This is a genomic window from Halobacillus sp. KGW1, assembly GCF_001592845.1.
GTDB lineage: Bacteria > Bacillota > Bacilli > Bacillales > Halobacillaceae > Halobacillus.
The window spans coordinates 1,200,114-1,223,368 of record NZ_LSOC01000002.1 but is presented as its reverse complement, the minus strand read 5'-3'; the positions used below and the strand labels follow the sequence as shown (position 1 = coordinate 1,223,368).

Sequence of the window (23,255 nt, the reverse complement as noted above, 5' to 3'; positions counted from 1 at the left end):
CTACGTATGGAATTTCGTTACCTGCCCATGACGGAGAAGGATAAGAAAGAAATGCTTGCAGCAATCGGAGTGGAGCACTCCGATGAGCTGTTTTCCGATATACCGGAAAGTGTACGTTTCAAAGGAGACCTCGATATAAAGGATCCGAAGAATGAGTTCCAATTGACGAAAGAGCTGTCCAATCTCGCAGAACAAAACGTTCATTTGAAATCCCATGTTTCCTTCTTGGGTGCGGGAGTCTACGATCACTATATCCCGTCGATCGTCGATCATGTTATTTCCCGTTCTGAATTTTATACGGCCTATACACCGTACCAGCCGGAGATTTCTCAAGGTGAACTCCAGGCAATTTTTGAGTTTCAAACAATGATCAGTGAATTGACGGGGATGGATGTAGCGAACTCTTCTATGTATGACGGCGGAACGGCACTTGCAGAAGCCGTAAACTTATCAGCCGGCCAGACGAAGAAAAAGAAAGTGCTCGTATCGAAAGCGATCCATCCGGAATCCCTTGACGTTATTCGATCTTATGTGAAAGGTCCCGGCCTTGAAGTCATTGAAATCGATCACAAAGAAGGAAAGACAGATTTGGAACAGCTGGAGAGAGAATTAGATGAGAATGTAGCCAGTGTCGTCGTTCAATATCCGAACTTCTTCGGTCAAATAGAACCCTTAGCCGAGATCCGCTCCATTGTGGATCAGGAGAAAAAAGCGATGCTTATTGCTTCCAGCAATCCTCTTGCGCTGGGTTATCTGACACCTCCTGGTGAATTTGGAGCAGATATCGTTGTTGGTGATGCGCAGGTATTTGGTATCCCTGCTCAGTTTGGGGGCCCACACTGCGGATACTTCGCCACGACGAAGAAACTGATGCGCAAAGTACCTGGCAGACTGGTCGGCCAGACGGTAGATGAAGATGGCAGACGTGGCTTTGTGCTCACGCTTCAGGCTCGGGAGCAGCATATCCGGAGGGACAAAGCTACTTCCAACATCTGTTCGAATCAGGCACTAAACGCTCTGGCAGCATCTGTAGCGATGAGCTCCCTGGGCAAGCAGGGCTTGAAGAAGATGGCGCGGATGAATATACAGAAAGCTGCCTATATGAAAAACCAGTTGGAGGCAGCGGGTTTTGAACTTCCATACAAGGACGCTTTCTTTAATGAGGTCGTTGTAAACGTCGGCCGTAATATTGCGGAAGTAAACAAAAAACTCCTTGCGAAAGGTTTCATCGGAGGGTACGATCTCGGTCGGATGTCAGAAGGATTGTCTGAACACATGCTGCTTGCTGTTACAGAAATCAGGACAAAAGAAGAAATTGATCAATTTGTTAAGGAAATGGGGGATATTCGTGGCTAATCAGGACTTTCCGTTAATTTTTGAATTGAGTCAAGAAAGCCGTACCGGATTCAGTCTTCCGGAGTTGGATGTACCGGAAGTGGACGTGGAAGGTATGATCGGCGAGAAATATGTTCGGAAACAGGAACCGGATCTCCCGGAAGTAAGTGAACTTCAAATTATAAGGCATTATACGGGACTTTCTAAACGGAATCACGGGGTCGACTCCGGTTTTTATCCACTCGGCTCCTGTACGATGAAGTATAATCCTAAAATGAATGAAGATGTTGCCCGCTTTCCTGGCTTCAGCCACATCCACCCGTATCAGCCGGAGGAGACGGTACAAGGTGCCCTGCATTTAATGTACGACCTTCAAGAATCGCTTGCTGCTATAACCGGGATGGATACCGTCACTCTGCAACCGGCAGCAGGTGCGCATGGAGAGTGGACGGGATTAATGATGATTCGTGCCTACCATGAAGCGAATGGGGATTACAACCGTACGAAAGTTATCGTTCCGGATTCTGCGCATGGAACGAACCCAGCCTCCGCAACAGTCGCAGGATTTGAAGCTGTAACCGTTAAATCCGATGATCGCGGGCTCGTCGATCTGGAAGATTTAAAACGTGTGGTCGATGAAGAGACGGCCGCCTTAATGCTGACAAACCCGAACACGCTTGGTCTGTTTGAAGAGGATATTGAAGAAATGGCATCGATCGTTCATGAAGCAGGCGGAAAGCTTTATTATGACGGTGCCAATCTGAATGCTGTTTTAGGTTATGCCCGCCCCGGGGATATGGGATTTGACGTCGTCCACTTGAATCTGCATAAGACGTTTACAGGTCCACACGGCGGGGGAGGACCTGGTTCCGGGCCTGTAGGGGTAACTGCAGAACTGGCGGCGTACCTGCCTAAGCCGATTCTGGTGAAACAGGGCGGTCAGTACATCTTTGATTATGATCGACCGGATTCTATCGGCCGGGTGAAGCCGTATTACGGTAATTTCGGCATCAACGTTCGTGCCTACACGTATATACGTACAATGGGGGCGGAAGGCTTGAAGAAGGTAAGTGAGTATGCTGTCATCAATGCCAACTACATGATGCGCCGCCTTCAGGAGTATTATGACCTTCCATTTGACCGTCATTGTAAGCATGAATTTATTTTATCTGGCAGACGTCAGAAGAAGCTCGGAGTACGGACGTTGGACATAGCAAAACGCCTGCTTGATTTTGGGTACCATCCACCGACCATCTATTTCCCGATTAACGTCGAGGAAGCAATGATGATCGAACCGACGGAAACCGAATCCAAGGAAACGCTGGACGGCTTTATCGATGTGATGATTCAAATAGCCAAAGAAGCAGAAGAGAATCCTGAAATTGTTCAGGAAGCTCCTCATACGACAATCGTGAGCCGCATGGATGAAACACAGGCGGCAAGGAAACCGGTATTGAGATACCGGAAAGGCGAATGAAAATAACCGGAGTCCCTTCAAGGACTCCGGTTTGCTTTTTTCTATCATGATTGGGATAATGAGTAATCTCCCGGCAGGATATTACTTCTTCGTTTTGATCTTTCCGGACCATTTTTTGAATCCGCTCTGCAGCATGTTCAAATCTTTGTAGCCGTTTTTATGCAGCAGCATAGCTGCACGTGCAGACCTGGCACCGCTTTGGCAGTACAGGTACACCGGCTTATCTTTGCGGATTTCAACAAGACGATTGCGCAGCTGCGATAGTGGAATATTTCTCGCGCCCAGTATATGTCCGCCTTCGTATTCTTTCGGTTCCCGGACGTCGATGAGCTGGGCTTTTCTGTATCCTTCGCGGAACTGTTCTTCCGTCAGTGTCGTCATGATTTTTCTAGCTTTGAAGTATCTATATAATCCAAAAGCAATGATCAAGACCAGTGCACCGATTAAAATCCATAAATCCATATGTGCCTCCCCCTTTTCTCTCTTTCTCTATCTATTATAGGAGGGAATCGTTTGCATTTCAAAAATATTTTTCCGTGTTTAAGCAAAAACATGCGCCATCATGGTTTTCCGATGGAAGTGGGAATGCAACAGATGAATAAATGGAAAAGAAGGATAATCGGCTGTTTTTGCTTCGGATTGCTTTTCAAATCGGCTTCGCTCGTAATATTATTAGATTGACAAATTTCTACCTTTTTGTTCAAAACACAAGATATTGAATATATTCTGAAAAAGGGCACAAGATATTGATTATATTTTTGAAAATGTGGTATGTTACTTATATCGATTTTTTATTTAGTAAGGGAGAGATGCAAGATGCAGACGTCAACCTCCACCGATGTCCATACAAAGATTAATGTGGAAAGACTGAACGCAGATATCCGTCAGTTTCCGCAAGTACATGAAATTACAGAAAACATGTCTATTACACACAAAGGCGTGTCCCGGCTTGTCATGTTGGACCGCTATGCATTCAAAGATACAGAGAAACTTACATTGTCGGAGGGAGACTTTGTTGTTCTCACGGTCAAAGACGATCCTAAGTTCCCGGCTCGAGGCTTTGGCTTCATTCATGAGATTGATTGGGAGAAGCACGAAGCTGTTGTCCGTGTCGAAGATGAATTCCTAAGCGTCCTTGACAGACCGGAAGAGCAGGAGTCAGGATTGATCCGCAGAAACCTTGACACGATTGATAAACCGTTAGAGGTATATTACGAACAGATCGCTCTTCGGAATGCGACAGGCCTGTCCGAAGTGGAAACAGATCCGCTTAAGAAACAGGAAAGTTTCGAGAAATTCTACGAAGAACTTTCTGATATGAATTTCATCCCGGCCGGCCGTGTGCTTTATGGTGCCGGTTCCCAAACGGATGTTACGTATTTCAACTGTTACGTGATGCCTTATATCCAGGATTCCAGGGAAGGCATATCCGATCACAGAAAACAGGTGATGGAAATTATGTCACGAGGAGGCGGTGTCGGTACGAATGGTTCCACACTGCGCCCACGCAATACGCTGGCCCGTGGAGTGAACGGTAAATCATCCGGTTCCGTTTCCTGGCTTGATGACATTGCGAAATTAACGCACTTGGTTGAACAAGGTGGATCGAGACGCGGTGCGCAGATGATTATGCTTTCAGACTGGCATCCGGATATTCTTGAATTCATCATTTCTAAAATGCAGAATCCACGAATCCTGCGTTACCTGATCGAAAATACAGAAGATGAACAAATTAAGCAGCTTGCCAAGGACAAGCTTAAATTCACCCCACTTACGGAGACGGAGAAAGATCTCTATCAGAGCGTCGTGAATTACAAGCATATCCAAGGACAAGGGGGCTTTACGGACCAAAGCATCCGCGAAGCAGAAGAAAAGCTTCAAATCGGCGGCACTTATACCGTTCATAATTCCGAGTTTTTGACGGGAGCCAATATCTCCGTCTGTGTCACAAAAGAATTTATGGAAGCTGTCGATCAGGACGCTGCCTACGAACTGCGATTCCCGGACGTGGAGAATTACACAGAAGAGGAAATGCGTGTGTATAACGAAGAATGGCACAACAGCGGCGACGTCCGTGAATGGGAGGAACGTGGTTTTGGAGTCCGTACGTACCGTACAGTCAAGGCGAAAGAACTTTGGAACTTGATTAATATTTGTGCTACGTACTCAGCAGAGCCGGGTATCTTCTTCATCGACAATGCCAATGAGAAAACTAATGCGACCGCTTATGGTCAAAAAGTCGTTGCGACAAACCCTTGTGGAGAGCAGCCGTTAGCGCCGTTCAGCGTTTGTAACCTTGCTGCCGTAAACTTGGCCAGTGTCGCCGATAAGGCTAACAAGCAGGTCGATTTCGCTAAGCTGAAACAAACGGTCGAGCGTGGTGTGCGTATGCAGGATAACGTTATTGACGCAACGCCATACTTCCTGGAAGAGAATAAGAAGCAGGCTCTTGGTGAACGTCGTATTGGATTAGGGGTAATGGGGCTCCACGATCTCCTTATTTACTGTGAATCCGTCTACGGTTCCGAAGAAGGAAATAAACTTGTCGATGAAATCTTTGAAACCATTGCGACCACGGCTTATCGTGCATCGATTGAACTCGCGAAAGAGAAAGGAAGTTTCCCGTTTCTGATCGGAGAGACAGAAGAAGAAACAAAGGAGCTTCGTGAGCGTTTTATCAACACAGGTTATATGAAAGACATGCCTGAGGATATCCGTAAAGATGTATTGACTTACGGTATCCGCAACTCCCATTTGTTGACTGTTGCTCCGACAGGTAGTACAGGCACAATGGTGGGCGTTAGTACTGGTCTGGAACCTTATTTCTCCTTCTCTTACTACCGAAGCGGACGTCTAGGTAAGTTTATTGAAGTGAAAGCAGATATTCTTCAGGAATATTTGGATGAACACCCGGAACAGGATCCAAACGAGCTTCCAGAATGGTTCGTAACCGCAATGACTCTCAGCCCCGAAGCACATGCAGATACGCAGTGCATTATCCAACGCTGGGTCGACAGCAGTATTTCCAAGACGGTAAACGCACCGAAAGGATACACGGTCGAACAGGTAGAGAGCGTCTATCAACGCCTATACCGCGGGGGAGCGAAAGGCGGTACGGTGTATGTGGATGGAAGCCGTGACAGCCAGGTGCTCACGTTGAAAGCAGAAGAGAATGATTTCGACGGCGAACAGACAGAACTCTTTGAAGAAGAGGAGAAGACGCCGCGTGTCGTTCTCATGGATACGATTCAGGAGCTCGACAAAACAAATGTGACGATTGGATCGGAAGTCGGTGACACCTGCCCGGTCTGCCGTCAAGGAACGGTAGAAGACATCGGCGGATGCAATACGTGCACGAACTGTAATGCGCAATTGAAGTGCGGACTGTAAAATGGAAGAAGCATCGGACAGGCTGTCCGATGCTTCCTTTTTTCTGGGTGCAGCATTCCTTGTCACTCAGGTTAAACTAGTGTATCATTTTATATTGGGAAACAGATCACCAGACCATTATCGGTAGGGTCGTGCCCATTTGTACATACAATGGTAATTGGGGGTTCATCATGCCAACACCAAGCATGGAAGACTATATTGAACAAATATATATATTAATAGAAGAAAAAGGATATGCCCGCGTGTCGGATATCGCAGAGAATCTCCAGGTTCACCCGTCATCCGTCACCAAAATGGTGCAGAAACTGGACCGCGATCACTACTTGAATTACGAAAAATACCGGGGTTTGATTCTGACGTCTAAAGGGAAAAAAGTAGGAAAGAGACTGGTGTACAGACATGAATTACTGGAGCAGTTTCTTGAAATCATAGGGGTCGATCATGAGAACATTTACGAGGATGTGGAAGGGATTGAGCACCATATGAGCTGGAATTCAATCGACAGGATTGGAGATTTGGTGCAGTACTTTGATGAAAACCCTGAACGTATGAAGGCCCTCCGTGAAGTGCAGAAGAAGAATGAAGAACAAAATGAAGAATAAGACATCAAGAGACGCTTGGAAAGATTCCATGCGTCTTTTTTTATTACATAGGGATTAGGTCCCGGTTGTTCTAAATTCCATTTGTCGCGTTTATAATGAACTAAAGTGGGGTGAGGCAGTATGAAAGTGGATGGAGTATTTTCGGGAGGCGGCATAAAGGCTCTGGCGTTTATCGGGGCCTTGGAAGAGCTCGAGGAACAAGGGTACAAATTCCGTCGTCTGGCCGGTACCTCCGCCGGAGCGATTCTGGCATCGCTGACAGCAGCTGGATTCACTTCGACAGAAATAAGGCAACGAGTGGAGAAACTCTCTTTTGAACAATTGGTAGATGTGTCGATTACAGACCGGCTCTTCCCCTTCTTGAAGTGGCTGCTTCTCTATTTCCGGATGGGGTTATATAAGGGGAACAAGCTGGAAGCGCTACTGTCTGAATGGCTGGAGGAGAAAGGAATACGGACGTTCGCAGACCTCCCTGAAGGTTCCCTGAAGGTCATCTGTTCCGACTTGACCCTTGGAAGGATTGTAGTTCTGCCCGATGATCTAAAGAAAGTCTATGGGATTGATCCTGCCACCTTTTCTGTAGCGAAAGCCGTTCGGATGAGTTCAGGCCTCCCTTATTTTTTCATTCCTGTCAAGATTCATGGCAAACGGGGGAAGTCTTTTATTATTGACGGAGGGGTTTTGAGCAACTTTCCATTATGGATATGGGAAAAAGCCGACGGATGCCGTACGAGGCCTATCATCGGAATGAAGCTGAGTGACGAACCGGATAAACTGCCGGAGCAGCAAATCAGCAATGCGATACAAATGTTCCACGCCCTTTTTAAGACGATGCAGCAGGCACATGATGCACGCTACATTTCCAAAACGATGAGCAAAGACGTTATTTTCATTCCGGTAAATGATGTGGAAACCACTGATTTCCATTTATCGGACGCGGAGAAGGAAGCTCTAATTGAACTCGGGCATGTCCATGCGCGGAAGTTCCTTAAGCGTTGGAGCAGATGAATAAGAATACATGAAAAAATCGAGCCATTAAAAAGTGGCTCGATTTTTGTCTTTGCTCTTATTTCCTTCTATAACGCGAAGCTGTGGACCGCTGCTTCTTTTTCTTCCGCGCTTACCTAAAGGGGAAGGCTTGCTTTGTGCTTTGACTACTGTTTTCTTCTTAACTACAGGAGCAGGCTGTTTATACTTTTGTTTGGATTGTTTAACCGCTTGTTTATATTTCTTCATCTCATTACGGTTCCCGCCGCCTCCAAATCCTCGGTTGCGGAGGAAAAGGAAATAAATAGCACCATAGATCAATACGGCGAAACCGACCATCATCAGGATGGAGTTCAGAAAGCTGGATGTGTTGGTGAACAGCTGGACAGCCACGAAGAAGACAGCAAGGCCGATGAGCGTGTACATGACAGGAGTCATCCACTTACGCATATATGTTCCTCCTTTCTAATATAAGGGTCATGGGTCATCTTCTGAAACACCCGTTGATTGTCTATACCCTAAACAGGGACATCTTTATCATGGAAAATGCTTTCTTGTGTGCTTATATGTGTTATTCAAATTGTTTCCTTATTTCATCGTTTTATGCAAATATTGTCTGCCTTATTCATCTGTACATTCAGGGTTTTCCAATGGAGGGTCGTACCTTTATTTTATAACATTCCTCCCTTAATCTCCAGCATTTGCCCGTGCTCAGGCATGAAATAATAGCGGTTGGTTAAAATGAGTATAGGAGGTATGAGAAATGGCAGATAAACAGAAAGATCAAAGACAGCAAGAACCACAGCAGAGTGTGTTAGGAAAAGCGTTGATTACAGGTTTTGTAGCGGGAATATTGTGGAGTGGATTGGGAACAATTGCTTATTACTTCCATTTCGCCGAAGTGTCCGCCGCTTCCTTCTTCTTTCGGTCTTTTTTTCAAACGGACTGGACGGGGACGTGGCTCTCGGAAGTACTTGCCATCCTGCTTACAGGCATCCTATCCATTCTAACCGCGCTGGTCTATTATTTTTTACTTAAAAACAAAAATGGACTTTGGCCGGGGATGTTGTACGGAGGGATAATCTGGGCCGTAGTATTCCTCGTTCTGACACCGGTCTTTCCGGCGGTGCCAACCTTTTTGGAGATGGACAGCGATACGTGGGTGACGACGGGCTGTTTATTTATTTTATACGGCGTATTCATAGGGTATTCCATTTCTTATGAGTATAGAGAGTCGAGCGAGACTTCGAAATCTTATTCAAAGCAGGGGAGAGTGTGATAAACTGGAACTGTAATTGAATCGTTTAGTGGGGGTCTAGGAATGGGGAATAAACGAATCTTCTTGATCAACGGTCCGAACTTGAACATGCTCGGCAAGAGAGAGCCCGATACTTACGGGCACGACACGCTGGAGGATGTCGTTCAATTAGTGAAGGACACGGCATGGGAAGCCGGGTATGAAGTAGAGGACTTTCAGTCGAATCACGAGGGAGAGTTGGTTGATCGCATACAGCTTGCTGAGGAAAAGGCTGCGGGGATCATCATTAATCCGGCTGCTTATACACACACAAGTATTGCCCTGAGGGATGCGATCAGTGCTATTACCCCTCCTGTGATTGAAATTCATATATCCAATGTACACAGCCGTGAGACGTTTCGGCACACATCCATGCTGGCTCCTGTTTGTGCGGGTCAAATCGTCGGATTCGGTATCGATGGATATCGCCTTGCCGTAATGGGGATTATTGACAAGATAGAAAAGGAAGGGAGAAATTAATTATGAGTAAGTTGTCAAGTCTAAGGAAGGCTGTTGCCTCCCGGGAATTAGACGGGATTCTTGTCATGAGTGAAATGAACAGACGATACTTGTCTGGGTTTACGGGGTCGTCAGGAGCGCTACTGATTACAGCACAAGAGTCCGTTCTTGTCACGGACTTCCGATATACGGAACAGGCAGGGAACGAAGCGCCTGATTTTCGTATCGTTGAACATAAGAAACCGCTCCACGAGGCGGTTGCGGAACTATCCCAGCAGTTAAACCTTCATAAAATCGCCTTTGAAAAAGATTATGTTACATATAGTCAATATGAGCAGTATAAACAAGCATTAAGCGCGGAACTAGTTCCGACTTCCGGGTTGATTGAAAAATTACGCTTGATAAAGACGGATGAGGAGATTAGTATATTAAAGGATGCCGTCAAGATTGCGGATGATGCCTTTGAACATATCCTCAATTACATAAAGCCTGGTGTCAAAGAAATAGATGTATCAAATGAACTCGAGTTCTTCATGCGTAAACAGGGAGCAGCTTCCTCAAGCTTCGATATCATCGTCGCATCCGGCTACCGTTCCGCATTACCGCACGGAGCGGCTTCTGAGAAGACGATTCAATCCGGGGAGCTGGTCACTCTTGATTTCGGGGCTGTATACAAAGGTTACAGCTCAGATATGACACGGACAGTCGCTGTCGGTGAAATCAGCGATAAGCTAAGAGACATTTATGATACAGTTTTAGAGGCGCAGCTTAGAGGTATGAAAGGAATAAAAGCAGGCATAACCGGTAGACAGGCAGACGCATTGTGTCGTGATTATATTAAGGAAAAAGGATACGGCGATTACTTCGGACACTCGACAGGTCATGGAATAGGTCTTGATGTCCATGAAGGGCCGGGGCTTTCCTTCCGTTCGGATCAGATTCTCGAAGAGGGCATGGTCGTTACGGTGGAACCTGGTATTTATATTCCTGAGGTAGGTGGATGTCGGATTGAAGATGATCTGATCGTCACTGCGACCGGTAATGAACGCCTGAACACCACAACCAAAGAATTGATCACGTTGTAATTTAAAGGAGGAATCATCATGATTTCAGTAAACGATTTTCGAACAGGATTAACAATCGAAGTGGATGGTAATATCTGGCAGGTTATGGAGTTCCAGCACGTCAAGCCTGGAAAAGGTGCCGCATTCGTCCGCTCAAAACTCCGTAACCTTCGTAACGGCAACATTACGGAGAAAACGTTCCGTGGTGGAGAAAAAGTAGAGCGTGCTCATATTGAAAACCGAAAAATGCAGTATCTCTATGCAAATGGGAACATGCATGCGTTTATGGATATGGAAACATATGAGCAAGTCGAGATTCCTGGTGCAACGATTGAAACAGAACTAAACTATTTGAAAGAAAACATGGAAGTCCAAATTCAGTCCTACCAGAGTGAAGTGATCGGAGTAGAGCTTCCGAAGAACGTTGAACTGACGGTAACTGAAACGGAACCTGGTATCAAAGGGGACACAGCAAGCGGCGGTACGAAGCCGGCTACGCTGGAAACCGGATTGTCCGTACAAGTACCTTTCTTCATCAATGAAGGAGATGTACTGCTTATCAGCACAACTGAAGGTAAATACGTTTCGCGTGCTTAATGCATGCTGCAGCCCTTCCCATGCGGGAAGGGTTTTTTTTGTTCCTTAAGCTCTATCAGAATCCTCTATTAAACCTCTATTTTTTCTTCTCTCACCTGTCATAACCCGGAAGTATAGGCATACATATGAAGTAAACCAATTAAAGGAGGGAGAGGAATGAAAGAGATTGTCCGATTGTTTCCTCCTTCTTTCCAACGATTTCTGATGAATGATGTTTCCTGGGGGAAGGTGCAGGAAATTCGCTTGAGGGTCAATCATCCATTAGAAGTGTTAGATGGAGCAAGCCATACCAGTGTGAAAGGAATTATCGTTACAGCGGAACACCTTGCCTTTGTGCTCAACCAGATCAGCCAATTTTCTCTCTATCGGCTCCAAGATGAACTGAAAGAAGGGTTCTTGACGATTGAAGGTGGACATAGAGTCGGTCTGGCAGGGAAGGTGAACACTTCCGGACACCGGATCGATACATTAAAGCATATCACTTTCATGAACATCCGAGTCGCTAGAGAAGTGGCTGGACAGGTCTCTTATCTCCTCCCGTTTTTATATGCAGATGGAAGGTGGAAAAGCACGATGATTATCGGCCCTCCCCATTCAGGAAAAACGACCCTGCTCCGGGCCTTAAGCAAATGGATTGGTTCGGATCATACGGGATACCGGGGGTGCAAGGTGGCAGTCGTGGACGAGCGTTCTGAAATTGCTGCAAGTTTAAGAGGCGTCCCCCAGTTGGAGGTAGGAGTCAGAACGGACGTCATGGACGGCTGTCCGAAAGCAGCCGGAATGATGATGATGATCCGTTCCATGTCGCCCGACGTCCTCATCGTCGATGAAATCGGCGGTCTGGAGGATGCGGATGCCGTCAGGGAAGCTTCTTACACCGGTGTACAAGTCATTTGCAGTATACATGGCCGGACGTTGGATGGCGTGAGGAAACGCCCTTCGGCACGAAGCTTGGTCGAGGAACAAGTCTTTGAACGGTATGTTGTGTTGGAACGAATGTCTCCGGAAAGAAATGGAGGCGTAGTGATTCTGGATGAATCCGGCAAAAAGCTGGCGGGATGGAAAGGATGGGATGATCGTGCAGTGGATCGGAGCCGTCATTATTCTGACTGTCACCACGTGGACAGGGTTTGACATCGCCTCTCGTTTTCGTAAGCGGCCCGGCCAAATCAGACAGTGGAAGAGTGCTCTTCAGATGATAGAAGCAGAAATGGTCTTCGGACATTCGTCTTTGTGGGAAGTATGTGAGAACTTATCGAAACAGCTGCCGGACCCGATCGCTCGGTTCTTTCAAGAAATGGTGGAGAATATAGATGACTGCGATGATTTTCCTTCATGGTGGTCAGGACATCTTCAAAGGCACTGGTCACAGAATGCACTTGGTAAGACGGAACTGGAAATTCTTCATCAGTTTGGAAGGACACTTGGACAGCATGACTTGGAGCAGCAGCAGAAACAGATTCAGCTGACCCTTCATCATCTAGACAGAGAGCTTCATGAGGCAATGGAAGGGGTGGAGCAGTACCAGAAGATGGCAAGAGGGATGGGAGTTTTGAGTGGTCTGTTAGTCATAATCTTAATTATGTAAAAGGAGGACGAAACATTGTGCTTCAGGATGCAACGATCCTTTTTCAAATAGCCGGTGTCGGGATAATCGTAGCAATGATTCACAGTATTTTAAAACAGATGGGGAAAGAGGAAATCGCGCAAGCTGTCACGCTGACCGGTTTCATTATCGTATTATTTATCGTTCTCCATCGTTTGGCCGATCTTTTTCAGCAAATCAAATCGGTATTTCTATATCAAGGGTAGGTCATGGATATTATTCAAGTCGTTGCTTTAGGACTGGTCGCGGCACTCTTGATCATCCTGCTTCAGGAACACAAATCGACGATTGCTTTCCTGCTGTTATTATTTACGGTCCTCATTATTTTTCTGACGATCCTTGATCAAATACAGCACATTTTCTCTCTGTTATCCTATATGGCCAACCAGGCGCAGGTAGAGCCGGTTTATTTCAAAACCATCCTGAAAATAATCGGCATCGCCTATATTGCGGAATTCGGTGCCCAGTTGATTCGCGACGCAGGATTAAACGCCCTGGCATCCAAAGTAGAACTGGCTGGAAAGTTGTTCATTCTAATGCTGGCCATCCCGATCATCACGGCCGTTATTGAGACGATTATCGGATTCATTCCAGGGGCATGAAGAGGAGGGGTGCAATGAAACAGATAATTGCCGTGATTTTCCTTTGTCTATGTTGGGGGAGCTTCCCTGTTGTTTCCTCTGCATCCCCCTCTCCATCCTCGGTAGAAACGGATGATGGGTCGGATATGCTTGATCACTTATCGGTGGACGAGCTCGAACAGAACTGGCTGGATGTTCAACGGCAGTATGGGGAGTATCTCCCGGCTTTCAACGGGGAGAATTTCAGGGATTTCATTGACAAAGAGAGCACAATCGAAGCGTCGAAATGGTATTCCGGTATTTTGAAGTTCTTTTTTCAGGAATTGATGGTCAATGGGAAGCTCTTGGCAACGTTGTTATTCCTTACGTTATTCAGTACCCTGCTTCGGTCCATTCAGTCGGCCTTCGAGAACTCTGTTGTCAGCAGAATTGCTTACATGGTCATATATCTTGTGCTTATCACGCTGGCTTTGGAGAGCTTTCGGCAGGTGATTACTTATACGCTGGATACAATCGAACGGATGAGCAGTTTCATGATTGGTCTACTGCCTCTGTTGCTCGGGATCATGGCTTCATTCACGAACCTTATGTCTATATCTTTCTTTCATCCGATCATTATTGCACTTGTGCAATCAAGCGGACTGCTTGTGAAATATTTGTTGATCCCTTTGTTTGCATCCTCTGCCCTCCTGCTTATTGTAGGTACGTTGAATGATGATTACAAGGTCGATCAGCTTGCAGAACTGCTTAGGAAAACGGGGCTTGCTGTCATGGGCGTGTTTTTAACTATCTTTCTAGGTGTCATTTCTGTACAGGGGACGGTTACCGCTGTGCAGGACGGAATTACTATGAAGACGGCAAGGTTCGTTACCGGTAATTTCGTCCCGGTAATCGGCCGTCTGTTTACAGATGCTACGGACACGATCTTAGGCGCATCCCTTGTGCTGAAGAATACGTTAGGAATTGCCGGAGTGGTTATTCTGCTTGGAATTGCCATTTTCCCGGCCTTGAAGGTACTCGCCATTGCTATTATTTACAAAATTGCTGCCGCACTTCTGCAACCGCTTGGAGATGGTCCCGTTATTGAGGCGATGGCTGTTGTAAGCCGGCACATTTTTTATATATTTGCAGCATTGCTGATGGTTTCGATGATGTTCTTTCTTGTAATTGTCATTATGGTTGCAGCTAGTAATATAACGATGATGATCAGGTAAGGGGGCTTTAAGTTTGGAAGCTTTCGTAGAATGGATTACGAGAATTGTGCTGTTTCTTATTCTGGCGATTGTAGCAGATGCGCTCTTGCCTTCCGGGGTCATGAAGAAGTATGCCAGGCTCGTCATGTCCATCCTTCTGCTGCTGATCTTCCTCGGGCCTCTTTTCCGGTTATTGAACGTCGATCCTGAAGTGTTGATGAGGGAGACGAATGCAGCGCTTGACGAACAAGTGGATGGAGAGATGCTTGATGAAGAAATAGAATCGAAGAAAAAGGAAATACTCGAGGGACAAGATGCATATAAATTAGAACAAGTTACCCAAGCTTTATCTGCCGAGCTGGAACAACCGTTGGAGGAAAACTATCAAATGACTCTCGCTGATGTGGAAATGAGCTTTTATCAGGAGCCCTACGGCATGGAGACGTTGGACAAGTTGACCTTAACTCTTTCCAGTGAAAAGGAAAGAGAAGCGGTGGAAGAGGTGGACATTTCAATCAAAGAGGAAAAGCAAACGGAAGCTCGGGGAAACGATGAAGAAATTCAACAATGGGTGGCCGAACAATTAGACTTGGACAAAGAACAAATTGATATCCGCTGGGAGGAAGAGAATGGATAAATGGTGGAAGAAGCTGTTGCAACCTTTGTCTAGTAAAGAAGGGAGAAAGCTCCATAAGCCCAAATATTTGATCGCTCTCGGAATTATCGGGGTGTTGATCATCCTGACGAGCAACTGGTTTCAGTCTTCGGACCAGCCGTCTCCCGGCGATCTGGAGCAGAGTACAGCCCAGCAGGCAGGTACCGGTCAGGCGGCTGCGGAAGGGGCAGAAATGACCGATTCCATCACACAACTGGAGACGGAATATGAGAAGCAGCTCCTTCCGCTGCTCGAAAATATTCAAGGGGTGAGCAATGTTGATATTATGATCAATTTATCCTCCACTCATAAAAAAGTGTATGACAAGAACTTGATCATCGGGAAGCAGACGACGAAAGAAAACGATAAGAACGGAGGCGAAAGGGAAATTGAGGATTATTCTCGTGAACAGCAGCTAGTGCTCGTGAGGCAAGGAGACCGGGAAGTACCGCTGCTCACCCAGACATCCAAACCGGAAGTAAGCGGCGTATTTGTGACCGCTGAAGGGGTGGATCAAATGAAAGTGAAAGCCTGGGTTGTGGAGGCGGTCTCTAAAGTATTGGATGTTCCTACCCACCGTATTTCGGTGCTGCCTAAAAAATAAGGAGGGATTCCCTTGGTGAAAAAACAAACAGTATGGTTGTTAACGATGTTGAGCTTGTTGATCGTCCTGAGCGTCTACTACATGACCTCCCCGGATAATGGTGAAATGGCATTTATTCAGGAAGATGAATGGGCAGAGATGACAGGGGAGAATGCAGAAGACGTAGAGACGAGTGGTGACGGTGCCTCTATTTCCCAGATGTCTACAGATGAATTGTTTTCTGCTATTCGTCTGGATATGCAGAACGAACGCGATCAGCTGCAAGAACAGCTGTCCGAGATTGTTGCTTCCAGTGATTTCACCACTCAGGAGAAGAATGATGCCTTGGAGAAAATGGAAACCATCAAGTCGAACCAGTCTAAGGAATCCATCATTGAAAATACCATTCTTGCCAGCGCGGAATATGATGATGTTCTCGTCCGGGCCGAAGATGAAGTCGTCCATGTGACGGTTCAGGCGGATGAATTAACCAAGACAGAAGCCAATCAGATCAATAAGATGGTATCCGATGAATTTGGAGAGAAGAAAGTCCAGGTTCAATTCCAGCCATCCAGTAAATAAGAGCGAAACCCGTTCCTTTAGGAGCGGGTTTTTTCACGTATAACAGAAGGCAAGTTGCAGGGATGTGGTACTTTATAATAGAATGTTAAGAGGAGTTATTAGTACCAGTTATAAAAAGTTAACTACATAAAGGGGTGCCACATATGTTAAAGGTACAAGAAATCCGTGAAATCATTAAACTAATTGATCAATCTAATATCGATGAGTTCGAGTATGAAACGAACGGAACGAAAGTAACAATGAAGAAACAGCAGGGACAAGTCGTTTCTGCACCGGTTCAAACTTCACAGCCGGTCCAAGCAGTTCCAGAAGCACAGCCGGAAGCTGTTCAGGCTGCACCACAGCAGGAAAGCAAACCTGAGGCTGCCCAACAAGAGGCGGCGGCTCCAAAAGCGGACTATGATGCAGAAGTGACTTCACCAATGGTGGGGACGTTCTATCAATCACCGTCACCGGATCAGGGAGCTTATGTGAAGGTCGGGGATGAAGTGAAAGAAGATTCCGTAGTATGTATCGTCGAAGCGATGAAACTGTTTAACGAAATCGAAGCGGAAGTCTCTGGAGAGATTGTCGAAATTCTCGTCAAAGACGGTGAACTCGTAGAATACGGACAACCGCTATTCCGTGTAAAGTCTAAGTAATCGGGGGATGAGACGTTTGATTAAAAAAGTTCTGATTGCAAACCGAGGAGAAATCGCAGTTCGGATCATCCGTGCCTGCAAAGAAATGGGTATAGAGACGGTTGCCGTTTACTCGGAGGCCGATAAAGAAGCTCTGCACGTGCAGTTGGCGGATGAAGCCTACTGTGTTGGTCCTAAACTCAGTAAAGACAGCTACTTGAGTTATACAAATATTTTGAGTGTCGCGACATCGACAGGTACGGATGCCATTCATCCGGGGTACGGCTTCCTTGCGGAAAACGCCGAATTCGCGGAAATGTGCGAAGAGTGCAATATCACCTTCGTCGGACCGTCCGCCTATGCTATCCAGAAGATGGGTACGAAAGATGTAGCGAGAGAAACAATGAAAGAAGCAGGTGTACCGGTTGTTCCCGGATCTGCAGGAATCATTGAAAATGTGGAAGCCGGCCTGAAGGTCGCAGAAGAAATCGGGTATCCGGTTATCATCAAAGCGACTGCCGGCGGCGGTGGTAAAGGTATCCGGGTAGCCCGTGATGAAGAAGAACTGAAAACAGGAATCCGTATGACGCAGCAGGAAGCGGAAACGGCTTTCGGTAATCCTGGTGTGTATATTGAGAAATTCATTGAAGATTTCCGTCACGTGGAAATCCAGGTGTTGGCGGACAATCATGGAAACGCCGTCCATTTAGGAGAGCGTGATTGTTCCATCCAGCGCCGTCTTCAGAAGCTTGTAGAAGAAACGCCTTCTCCGGCAATTTCTGAAGAAATGCGTGCAAAGATGGGAGATGCAGCTGTTAAAGCCGCATTGGCTGTCGACTACTCTGGAGCGGGCACGGTAGAATTTATCTTTGATCAGGCAGCGGACTCTTTCTATTTCATGGAAATGAACACAAGGATTCAAGTAGAACACCCGGTTACAGAAATGGTGACGGGCGTCGACTTGATTAAAGAAATGCTCTTGATTGCTAATAATGAAAAACTAAGCTTTAAACAAGAAGATATTACTTTTGACGGATGGGCAATTGAATGCCGTATTAATGCCGAAAACCCAGCGAAGAATTTTATGCCTTCTGCAGGTAAGATCGAGATGTACCTTCCGCCAGGCGGTCTTGGTGTGCGTGTCGATTCAGCTGCCTACCCGGGTTACAGCATTCCTCCTTATTATGATTCCATGGTCGCTAAGCTGATCGCATACGGAAAAGATCGTGATGAAGCGGTTCGTCGCATGAAGCGTGCCCTCGATGAGTTCGTCATTGAAGGCGTTCATACAACTATTCCTTTCCATCAGCGCTTGATGGAACACGAAGTTTTTGTAGGCGGAGACTTTAATACAAAGTTCCTGGAGAAATATACTATAATGAAGGATGAATCTTAAGGGGAGTGATCGTAGTGAGTGAAAAGCAATTGTTAAATGTCACAGACGGCTCGACTCTCGGTAACGTCGAGATTGCACCGGAAGTGATCGAAGTCATTGCCGGAATTGCTGTTTCAGAAGTCGCTGGTGTCGCTTCTATGCGCGGGAACTTTGCCTCCGGAGTAGCAGAGCGCCTCGGCAAGAAGAATCACGGAAAAGGTGTGAAAGTCGAATTGACGGAAGAAGGTATCTTAATCGACACCTATGTCGTCATGGACTATGGAATATCTATACCTGATACCGCTCAAAAGATTCAGGATAACACCCGTCAGGCGTTGAAGAATATGACGGCATTGGATATCAGCGAAATCAATGTTCATATTGTAGGCGTCCAGATGGAGACAAAAGAAGAAGATACAGATATGGAAGAAATTTAATGAGTTAAAAATCAGAAAGGGGTCCTCCTTTTCTGATTTTTCTTTTTTTGCAGAGGAAAAATCGAAATGTTCTGTCATCATCGAACATTCCTGTTCTGATAGCTTTTATTCCGCTAAAATGTTATTATGCAAACGGATATTACTTAAAGGAGAATGAAAATGAAACGACGCACAGCACGCGAAAAAGCCTTTCAGGCGCTTTTCCAAACGATTACGAGTGAAATCGATACCGATGAGGCGATCCGGCACGTAATCGAAGATCAGGAAGTAGACCCCTTCCTTCATGACCTGGTGCACGGTGTTATGAAGAACAGGGACGAGCTGGACGGATGGATCTCTGAGCATTTGGATAACTGGACACTGCCGCGTCTTCCAAAAGTGGAAAAGACGGTACTCAGAATGGCAGCCTACGAAATGCGCTACAAGGAAGATGTGCCGACTCAGGTCGCTATCAACGAAGCCATTGAGCTTGCTAAAATCTTCGGTGAAGAAGATTCAGGTAAGTTTGTCAACGGCGTTCTATCGAAAATGGTTTAACACAAACAAGGGGGAATGGGAAAATGTCAGCAGAAATTATTTACGGTAATCAGTTAGCGGAAGAATTACGTCAGGAAATGAAAGAAGAAGTACGTACTTTAAACGAAAGCCGGATTCATCCTAAATTGGTTGTTGTCATAATCGGGGAAGACCCTGCATCCATGTCCTATGTCAAAGGGAAGCAGCGCGCTTCAGAGAAAGTCGGTCTGGATTCTGATTTGATTGAGCTTCCAGAAGAAACGACAGAGGAGGAACTCCTGTCCCTGATCGATCGTCTGAATCACGATGAAACGGTTCATGGGATCCTCGTTCAACTGCCGGTTCCTGACCATATTTCAGATCAGAAGATCATCGAAGCTATTGCTCCTGAAAAAGATGTCGATGGATTCCATCCTTCAAATGTTGGGAAAATGATGACTGGTCAAGACACCTTTTTCCCATGCACCCCTTATGGAATTGTTGTCATGCTTGAACGAGCAAACATTGATTTGGAAGGGAAGCACGTCGTTATCGTCGGGAGAAGTAACCTCGTCGGCAAGCCGGTGGGACAGCTCCTTCTTAATAAAAACGCGACCGTGACCCACTGCCATTCACGGACAAAAGATTTACGTTATCATACGAAACAAGCAGATATACTCATCGTAGCAGCTGGGAAAGCTTCTCTTGTGTCCGGGGATGATATTAAACAAGGTGCTGTCGTTATTGATGTCGGTGTGAACCGGGTGGACGGGAAATTGACAGGAGATGTTGATTTCGAATCCGCTCTTGAAGTAGCCTCCCACATTACTCCTGTACCAAAAGGAGTCGGCCCTATGACGATCACTATGCTTCTCCATAATACAATTAAAGCGGCCAAGCGCATCCATCACTACGATCAATAAGGGGATTTTACTGTGAGCGATCAATATTTAACGGTTACGGCACTTACGAAGTACATTAAGCGGAAGCTGTCGGGAGATCCTCATCTGAAAACCGTGTGGCTGCGGGGGGAAATCTCTAACTTTAAGCATCACAGCCGCGGCCACATGTATCTTTCCTTGAAAGATGAACAGGCGCGTATTCAGGCAGTCATGTTCGCCGGCAGCAACCGGTCGTTAAAGTTCGTTCCGGAAAATGGGATGAACGTACTTGTTAAAGGTGAAATTAACGTCTATGAACCGATGGGGCAGTATCAATTGTATATCAAGGAAATGCAGCCGGACGGAATCGGAGCTTTGTATTTTGCATTTGAACAATTGAAGGAGAAATTGGAAAAAGAGGGCTTATTCGATGTAGAGAGAAAAAAGCCTCTGCCTACATATCCGAAACATATCGGTGTCATTACTTCTCCAACCGGAGCAGCTGTAAGAGACATCTTGACGACAATAAAGAGGCGTTACCCAATTGTTCCTGTCTCTATTCTTCCTGTTCTTGTTCAGGGCGAGAGAGCGGCAGACTCTGTCGCTCAGGCAGTCCGTTATGCAAACGAACACCTCGACTGCGACGTGTTGATTGTCGGCAGGGGCGGGGGTTCGATTGAAGATTTGTGGGGATTTAATGAAGAGCAGGTCGCGAGAGAAATTGCTGATTCCCGGATCCCTGTTATTTCTGCCGTCGGTCACGAAACGGATACCACCATTGCGGATTTCGTGGCAGACGTCCGGGCTGCGACTCCGACAGGCGCAGCGGAATTAGCTGTTCCGTCGATTGTAGAACTGAGAGAGACCGTTCAAGGACGGCAGCGCCGCTTGAATCGATCCATGATCGTCAAGAAAGATGAGTCTCTACAAAGGCTTCAACGCATCAAGAAATCCTATGCCTTTAAGTATCCGGAACAACTGCTCAGACAGAAGGAGCAGGATCTTGACAGGATGCTCGAACGATTGACGCGCAGGCTTGAACAGAACAGGACACAGACGCTGGAGCGGTGGACTTCCTTGACGAGGAGACTCCGTCAACAGGGACCGGAAATGAAAATCAGAGACGGGTCCCGAGCTCTCCAACGGACAGAAAAACAGCTGAACACCAGAATGGATCAGATCATTAAAACGAAAAAAGATCGTTTCCACAATCACATAGACAAGTTGACGCTCCTCAACCCGCTGGAAATCATGAAACGCGGATATGCGATCCCGTTCAACGACCAGGGCGGGGTCATAAAAAAGACTTCTGAAGTCAAAGAAGGGGAAGCAATCTCGCTTAAGGTGCAGGATGGAAGCATTAATTGTCACGTAACCGCTGTGAAGGAGGATGAAAAATGACCGAGAAGAAAGATGAACTCAGTTTCGAAGAAGCGATGGACCAGTTAGAAGGCATTGTAGAGAAATTGGAGACGGGGGAGGTCCCTCTGGAGAAAGCTATCCAATATTATCAGGATGGTATGAAGCTTTCTAAATTATGCAGCGAGAAATTGGGCAATGTGGAAGAGCAGATGCAGAAAATAATGAATGAGCATGGCGAATTTGTACCATTCTCCGTCCAGGAGGAAGAATAAACCGTGGCATTAATGGATTACCTCAGCGATAAACGTGAGACAATCAATGACTATTTGGATATGTACCTGCGCGAATACTCGACTCCCGGGAGGCTGCAGGATGCCATGCTGTATTCGTTAAGAGCAGGAGGGAAGCGACTGCGGCCGATTCTGCTTATGGCGACAGCCGAGGCGTTTGGAGTAGAAGAAACAAAAACATTGGGAGTATCGTCGAGCCTGGAAATGATCCATACCTACTCCTTAATCCACGATGACCTTCCGGCAATGGATGATGATGATGTGCGTCGAGGTCAGCCTACCAATCACAAACAATTTGACGAGGCGACAGCGATTCTTGCAGGGGATGCACTTCTTACGATGAGCTCCCGGATCGTTGCAGAAGATCCTGCGCTTTCCGATCGAGAGCGTGTGTATCTGATTAAAGAACTGGCAAAAGCAAGTGGAGCCACCGGCATGGTCGAGGGACAAATGCAGGACATGCTCAGTGAAAATAAACAAATTACGCTGGATGAGCTTGAAAGTATCCATAGAAATAAGACGGGACAGCTTCTCCGTTTTTCTGTCATGGCAGGTGCTTATTTAGGAGGAGCTTCCTCCGAAGCAAGTGCAGCCATGGAGAAAATGGCGGATGCACTCGGTCTTATTTTCCAAATTCAGGACGATATCCTGGACGTAACAGGAGACGCAGCCGTCATTGGAAAGCCGACAGGAAGCGATGAAGGCAATCATAAAAGCACCTACCCTCAACTTCTTGGCCTCGAAGGTGCCGTGGAGCAGAAGGAGCAATATGTCGGTATAGCAAAACAGGCACTTAAAGACGCCGGAGTGGAAGGGACGTTTCTATCCCAACTGATCGAGTACTTAAGTGATCGTGACCATTGATCCCGGATGTTTTCAATTGAGCGGCTGATCATTCTATGGTATATTTGATTTATATAAAGGAATGGTGCAGTATCCTAGTCGGCCCTCCGTTCCTGAAGGCGGGCCTAAAAATCCGCCGAAGGGCACATCGATGAAGTTCCTTGTGTTGGCTTGAGGCGCCCAGCCTTGGGTCGATGCTGGGAGTTAAGGTCGCAGGGCGATCCACAAAGGCATGTGGGCGTTGACCCTGCTTCCGCGGAGGCCCATTCTTGTGATGGCATCTGAGCCAGATGCCGTTATGAAATGGGGTATGAACCTGCAGCATATGGAGTAGTCTCTATGTGCGCAGCGTAGCCTGCCTTGAGTGGTGTTTGAGGGGATTATAGCATGAATGTCAGTTCATCTTCAGATGGCCACTGAGGTGCTGATGCGTAAACTATATGAAATCATGACTGCAAAAGAGGCTAAGGAACGGCTAAAGGCTGTCGGGGAAATCCCCTAGGCTGTTCGTTTATGGACATGGAACAGGAATTATAGTGCGGAC

27 protein-coding genes are annotated in these 23,255 nt (G+C 46.5%); 25 read left to right on the top strand and 2 right to left on the bottom strand.

The annotated features are described in order from the left end of the window. Positions 1 to 6 precede the first annotated feature (6 nt). Positions 7 to 1,356, top strand: coding sequence for an aminomethyl-transferring glycine dehydrogenase subunit GcvPA (gcvPA, locus tag AXG56_RS06950; protein ID WP_026577217.1), 1,350 nt, complete (start codon positions 7 to 9; stop codon positions 1,354 to 1,356). After that, the gene (gene gcvPB / locus AXG56_RS06945) at positions 1,349 to 2,812 is read left to right on the top strand and encodes an aminomethyl-transferring glycine dehydrogenase subunit GcvPB (RefSeq protein WP_062513756.1); all 1,464 of its coding nucleotides are present in this window, start codon (positions 1,349 to 1,351) and stop codon (positions 2,810 to 2,812) included. Before gcvPA ends, gcvPB begins: the two co-directional genes overlap by 8 nt. An 81-nt stretch (positions 2,813 to 2,893) precedes the next feature. Here gcvPB and AXG56_RS06940 read toward each other — a convergent pair whose 3' ends face one another. Continuing rightward, a complete protein-coding gene (locus AXG56_RS06940; RefSeq protein WP_008637042.1) occupies positions 2,894 to 3,274 on the bottom strand; it encodes a rhodanese-like domain-containing protein in 381 nt (126 codons plus the stop codon). Between the two features lie 354 nt (positions 3,275 to 3,628). Here AXG56_RS06940 and AXG56_RS06935 point away from each other — a divergent pair, with 354 nt between their 5' ends. The 3 genes from AXG56_RS06935 (at position 3,629) to AXG56_RS06925 (ending at position 7,812) form a co-directional block, all read left to right on the top strand. Continuing rightward, entirely contained in the window at positions 3,629 to 6,202 is a 2,574-nt protein-coding gene (locus AXG56_RS06935) for a vitamin B12-dependent ribonucleotide reductase (protein ID WP_062513754.1), read from the top strand. Positions 6,203 to 6,372: 170 nt separating this feature from the next. Further along, positions 6,373 to 6,804, top strand: a complete 432-nt coding sequence (gene mntR / locus AXG56_RS06930; protein ID WP_062513752.1) for a transcriptional regulator MntR — start codon at positions 6,373 to 6,375, stop codon at positions 6,802 to 6,804. 120 nt (positions 6,805 to 6,924) lie between these two features. Next, positions 6,925 to 7,812, top strand: a complete 888-nt coding sequence (locus AXG56_RS06925; RefSeq protein WP_008637046.1) for a patatin-like phospholipase family protein — start codon at positions 6,925 to 6,927, stop codon at positions 7,810 to 7,812. 27 nt (positions 7,813 to 7,839) lie between these two features. Here the strand turns inward: AXG56_RS06925 and AXG56_RS06920 are convergent, their stop codons facing one another. Then, the gene (locus AXG56_RS06920) at positions 7,840 to 8,241 is read right to left on the bottom strand and encodes an SA1362 family protein (protein ID WP_062513750.1); all 402 of its coding nucleotides are present in this window, start codon (positions 8,239 to 8,241) and stop codon (positions 7,840 to 7,842) included. Positions 8,242 to 8,554: 313 nt separating this feature from the next. Between AXG56_RS06920 and AXG56_RS06915 the strand changes: the two genes are divergently transcribed. The 20 genes from AXG56_RS06915 to AXG56_RS06820 all read left to right on the top strand — a co-directional run bounded on the left by AXG56_RS06915 (position 8,555) and on the right by AXG56_RS06820 (position 22,732). Further along, positions 8,555 to 9,070 (top strand): YqhR family membrane protein, encoded by a 516-nt coding sequence (locus tag AXG56_RS06915; protein WP_008637049.1) that lies wholly within the window; start codon positions 8,555 to 8,557, stop codon positions 9,068 to 9,070. Between the two features lie 42 nt (positions 9,071 to 9,112). Further along, positions 9,113 to 9,568: a type II 3-dehydroquinate dehydratase gene (aroQ, locus tag AXG56_RS06910; protein ID WP_008637050.1), complete on the top strand. Its 456-nt coding sequence runs from the start codon at positions 9,113 to 9,115 to the stop codon at positions 9,566 to 9,568. 2 nt (positions 9,569 to 9,570) lie between these two features. Beyond that, on the top strand, positions 9,571 to 10,632 hold the full coding sequence (locus AXG56_RS06905) for a Xaa-Pro peptidase family protein (protein ID WP_008637053.1): 1,062 nt from the start codon (positions 9,571 to 9,573) through the stop codon (positions 10,630 to 10,632). An 18-nt stretch (positions 10,633 to 10,650) separates the two neighbouring features. Next, positions 10,651 to 11,208: an elongation factor P gene (gene efp, locus AXG56_RS06900; protein ID WP_008637056.1), complete on the top strand. Its 558-nt coding sequence runs from the start codon at positions 10,651 to 10,653 to the stop codon at positions 11,206 to 11,208. A 156-nt stretch (positions 11,209 to 11,364) separates the two neighbouring features. Next, entirely contained in the window at positions 11,365 to 12,342 is a 978-nt protein-coding gene (gene spoIIIAA, locus AXG56_RS06895) for a stage III sporulation protein AA (protein WP_062513748.1), read from the top strand. Continuing rightward, positions 12,287 to 12,796 (top strand): stage III sporulation protein SpoIIIAB, encoded by a 510-nt coding sequence (gene spoIIIAB, locus AXG56_RS06890; RefSeq protein ID WP_026577219.1) that lies wholly within the window; start codon positions 12,287 to 12,289, stop codon positions 12,794 to 12,796. Before spoIIIAA ends, spoIIIAB begins: the two co-directional genes overlap by 56 nt. 17 nt (positions 12,797 to 12,813) lie before the next feature. Next, positions 12,814 to 13,020 carry a stage III sporulation protein AC gene (spoIIIAC, locus tag AXG56_RS06885; RefSeq protein ID WP_008637060.1) on the top strand — a complete coding sequence of 69 codons (207 nt, stop codon included), beginning with the start codon at positions 12,814 to 12,816 and terminating at the stop codon, positions 13,018 to 13,020. Positions 13,021 to 13,023: 3 nt separating this feature from the next. Continuing rightward, on the top strand, positions 13,024 to 13,416 hold the full coding sequence (spoIIIAD, locus tag AXG56_RS06880) for a stage III sporulation protein AD (protein ID WP_008637061.1): 393 nt from the start codon (positions 13,024 to 13,026) through the stop codon (positions 13,414 to 13,416). 14 nt (positions 13,417 to 13,430) lie between these two features. Beyond that, positions 13,431 to 14,609, top strand: a complete 1,179-nt coding sequence (gene spoIIIAE / locus AXG56_RS06875; RefSeq protein ID WP_062513746.1) for a stage III sporulation protein AE — start codon at positions 13,431 to 13,433, stop codon at positions 14,607 to 14,609. 13 nt (positions 14,610 to 14,622) lie between these two features. Continuing rightward, positions 14,623 to 15,225: a stage III sporulation protein AF gene (spoIIIAF, locus tag AXG56_RS06870; RefSeq protein WP_008637063.1), complete on the top strand. Its 603-nt coding sequence runs from the start codon at positions 14,623 to 14,625 to the stop codon at positions 15,223 to 15,225. After that, a complete protein-coding gene (spoIIIAG, locus tag AXG56_RS06865) occupies positions 15,218 to 15,847 on the top strand; it encodes a stage III sporulation protein AG (RefSeq protein ID WP_008637064.1) in 630 nt (209 codons plus the stop codon). Before spoIIIAF ends, spoIIIAG begins: the two co-directional genes overlap by 8 nt. A 15-nt stretch (positions 15,848 to 15,862) precedes the next feature. Beyond that, on the top strand, positions 15,863 to 16,408 hold the full coding sequence (locus AXG56_RS06860) for a SpoIIIAH-like family protein (RefSeq protein ID WP_235601470.1): 546 nt from the start codon (positions 15,863 to 15,865) through the stop codon (positions 16,406 to 16,408). A 143-nt stretch (positions 16,409 to 16,551) separates the two neighbouring features. Next, positions 16,552 to 17,049, top strand: a complete 498-nt coding sequence (accB, locus tag AXG56_RS06855; RefSeq protein WP_026577221.1) for an acetyl-CoA carboxylase biotin carboxyl carrier protein — start codon at positions 16,552 to 16,554, stop codon at positions 17,047 to 17,049. A gap of 16 nt (positions 17,050 to 17,065) precedes the next feature. Further along, positions 17,066 to 18,424 carry an acetyl-CoA carboxylase biotin carboxylase subunit gene (gene accC, locus AXG56_RS06850; RefSeq protein ID WP_008637070.1) on the top strand — a complete coding sequence of 453 codons (1,359 nt, stop codon included), beginning with the start codon at positions 17,066 to 17,068 and terminating at the stop codon, positions 18,422 to 18,424. A gap of 14 nt (positions 18,425 to 18,438) precedes the next feature. Further along, positions 18,439 to 18,840, top strand: coding sequence for an Asp23/Gls24 family envelope stress response protein (locus AXG56_RS06845; RefSeq protein ID WP_008637072.1), 402 nt, complete (start codon positions 18,439 to 18,441; stop codon positions 18,838 to 18,840). Between the two features lie 159 nt (positions 18,841 to 18,999). Then, entirely contained in the window at positions 19,000 to 19,377 is a 378-nt protein-coding gene (gene nusB / locus AXG56_RS06840) for a transcription antitermination factor NusB (protein WP_008637074.1), read from the top strand. Between the two features lie 23 nt (positions 19,378 to 19,400). Further along, positions 19,401 to 20,258, top strand: a complete 858-nt coding sequence (gene folD / locus AXG56_RS06835) for a bifunctional methylenetetrahydrofolate dehydrogenase/methenyltetrahydrofolate cyclohydrolase FolD (protein WP_008637076.1) — start codon at positions 19,401 to 19,403, stop codon at positions 20,256 to 20,258. 12 nt (positions 20,259 to 20,270) lie between these two features. Further along, positions 20,271 to 21,617 (top strand): exodeoxyribonuclease VII large subunit, encoded by a 1,347-nt coding sequence (xseA, locus tag AXG56_RS06830; RefSeq protein WP_062513743.1) that lies wholly within the window; start codon positions 20,271 to 20,273, stop codon positions 21,615 to 21,617. After that, complete coding sequence (locus tag AXG56_RS06825; RefSeq protein WP_008637088.1) at positions 21,614 to 21,850, top strand: exodeoxyribonuclease VII small subunit; 237 nt, start codon at positions 21,614 to 21,616, stop codon at positions 21,848 to 21,850. Before xseA ends, AXG56_RS06825 begins: the two co-directional genes overlap by 4 nt. Before the next feature lie 12 nt (positions 21,851 to 21,862). Then, positions 21,863 to 22,732, top strand: coding sequence for a polyprenyl synthetase family protein (locus tag AXG56_RS06820; protein WP_026577223.1), 870 nt, complete (start codon positions 21,863 to 21,865; stop codon positions 22,730 to 22,732). Positions 22,733 to 23,255 lie beyond the last annotated feature (523 nt).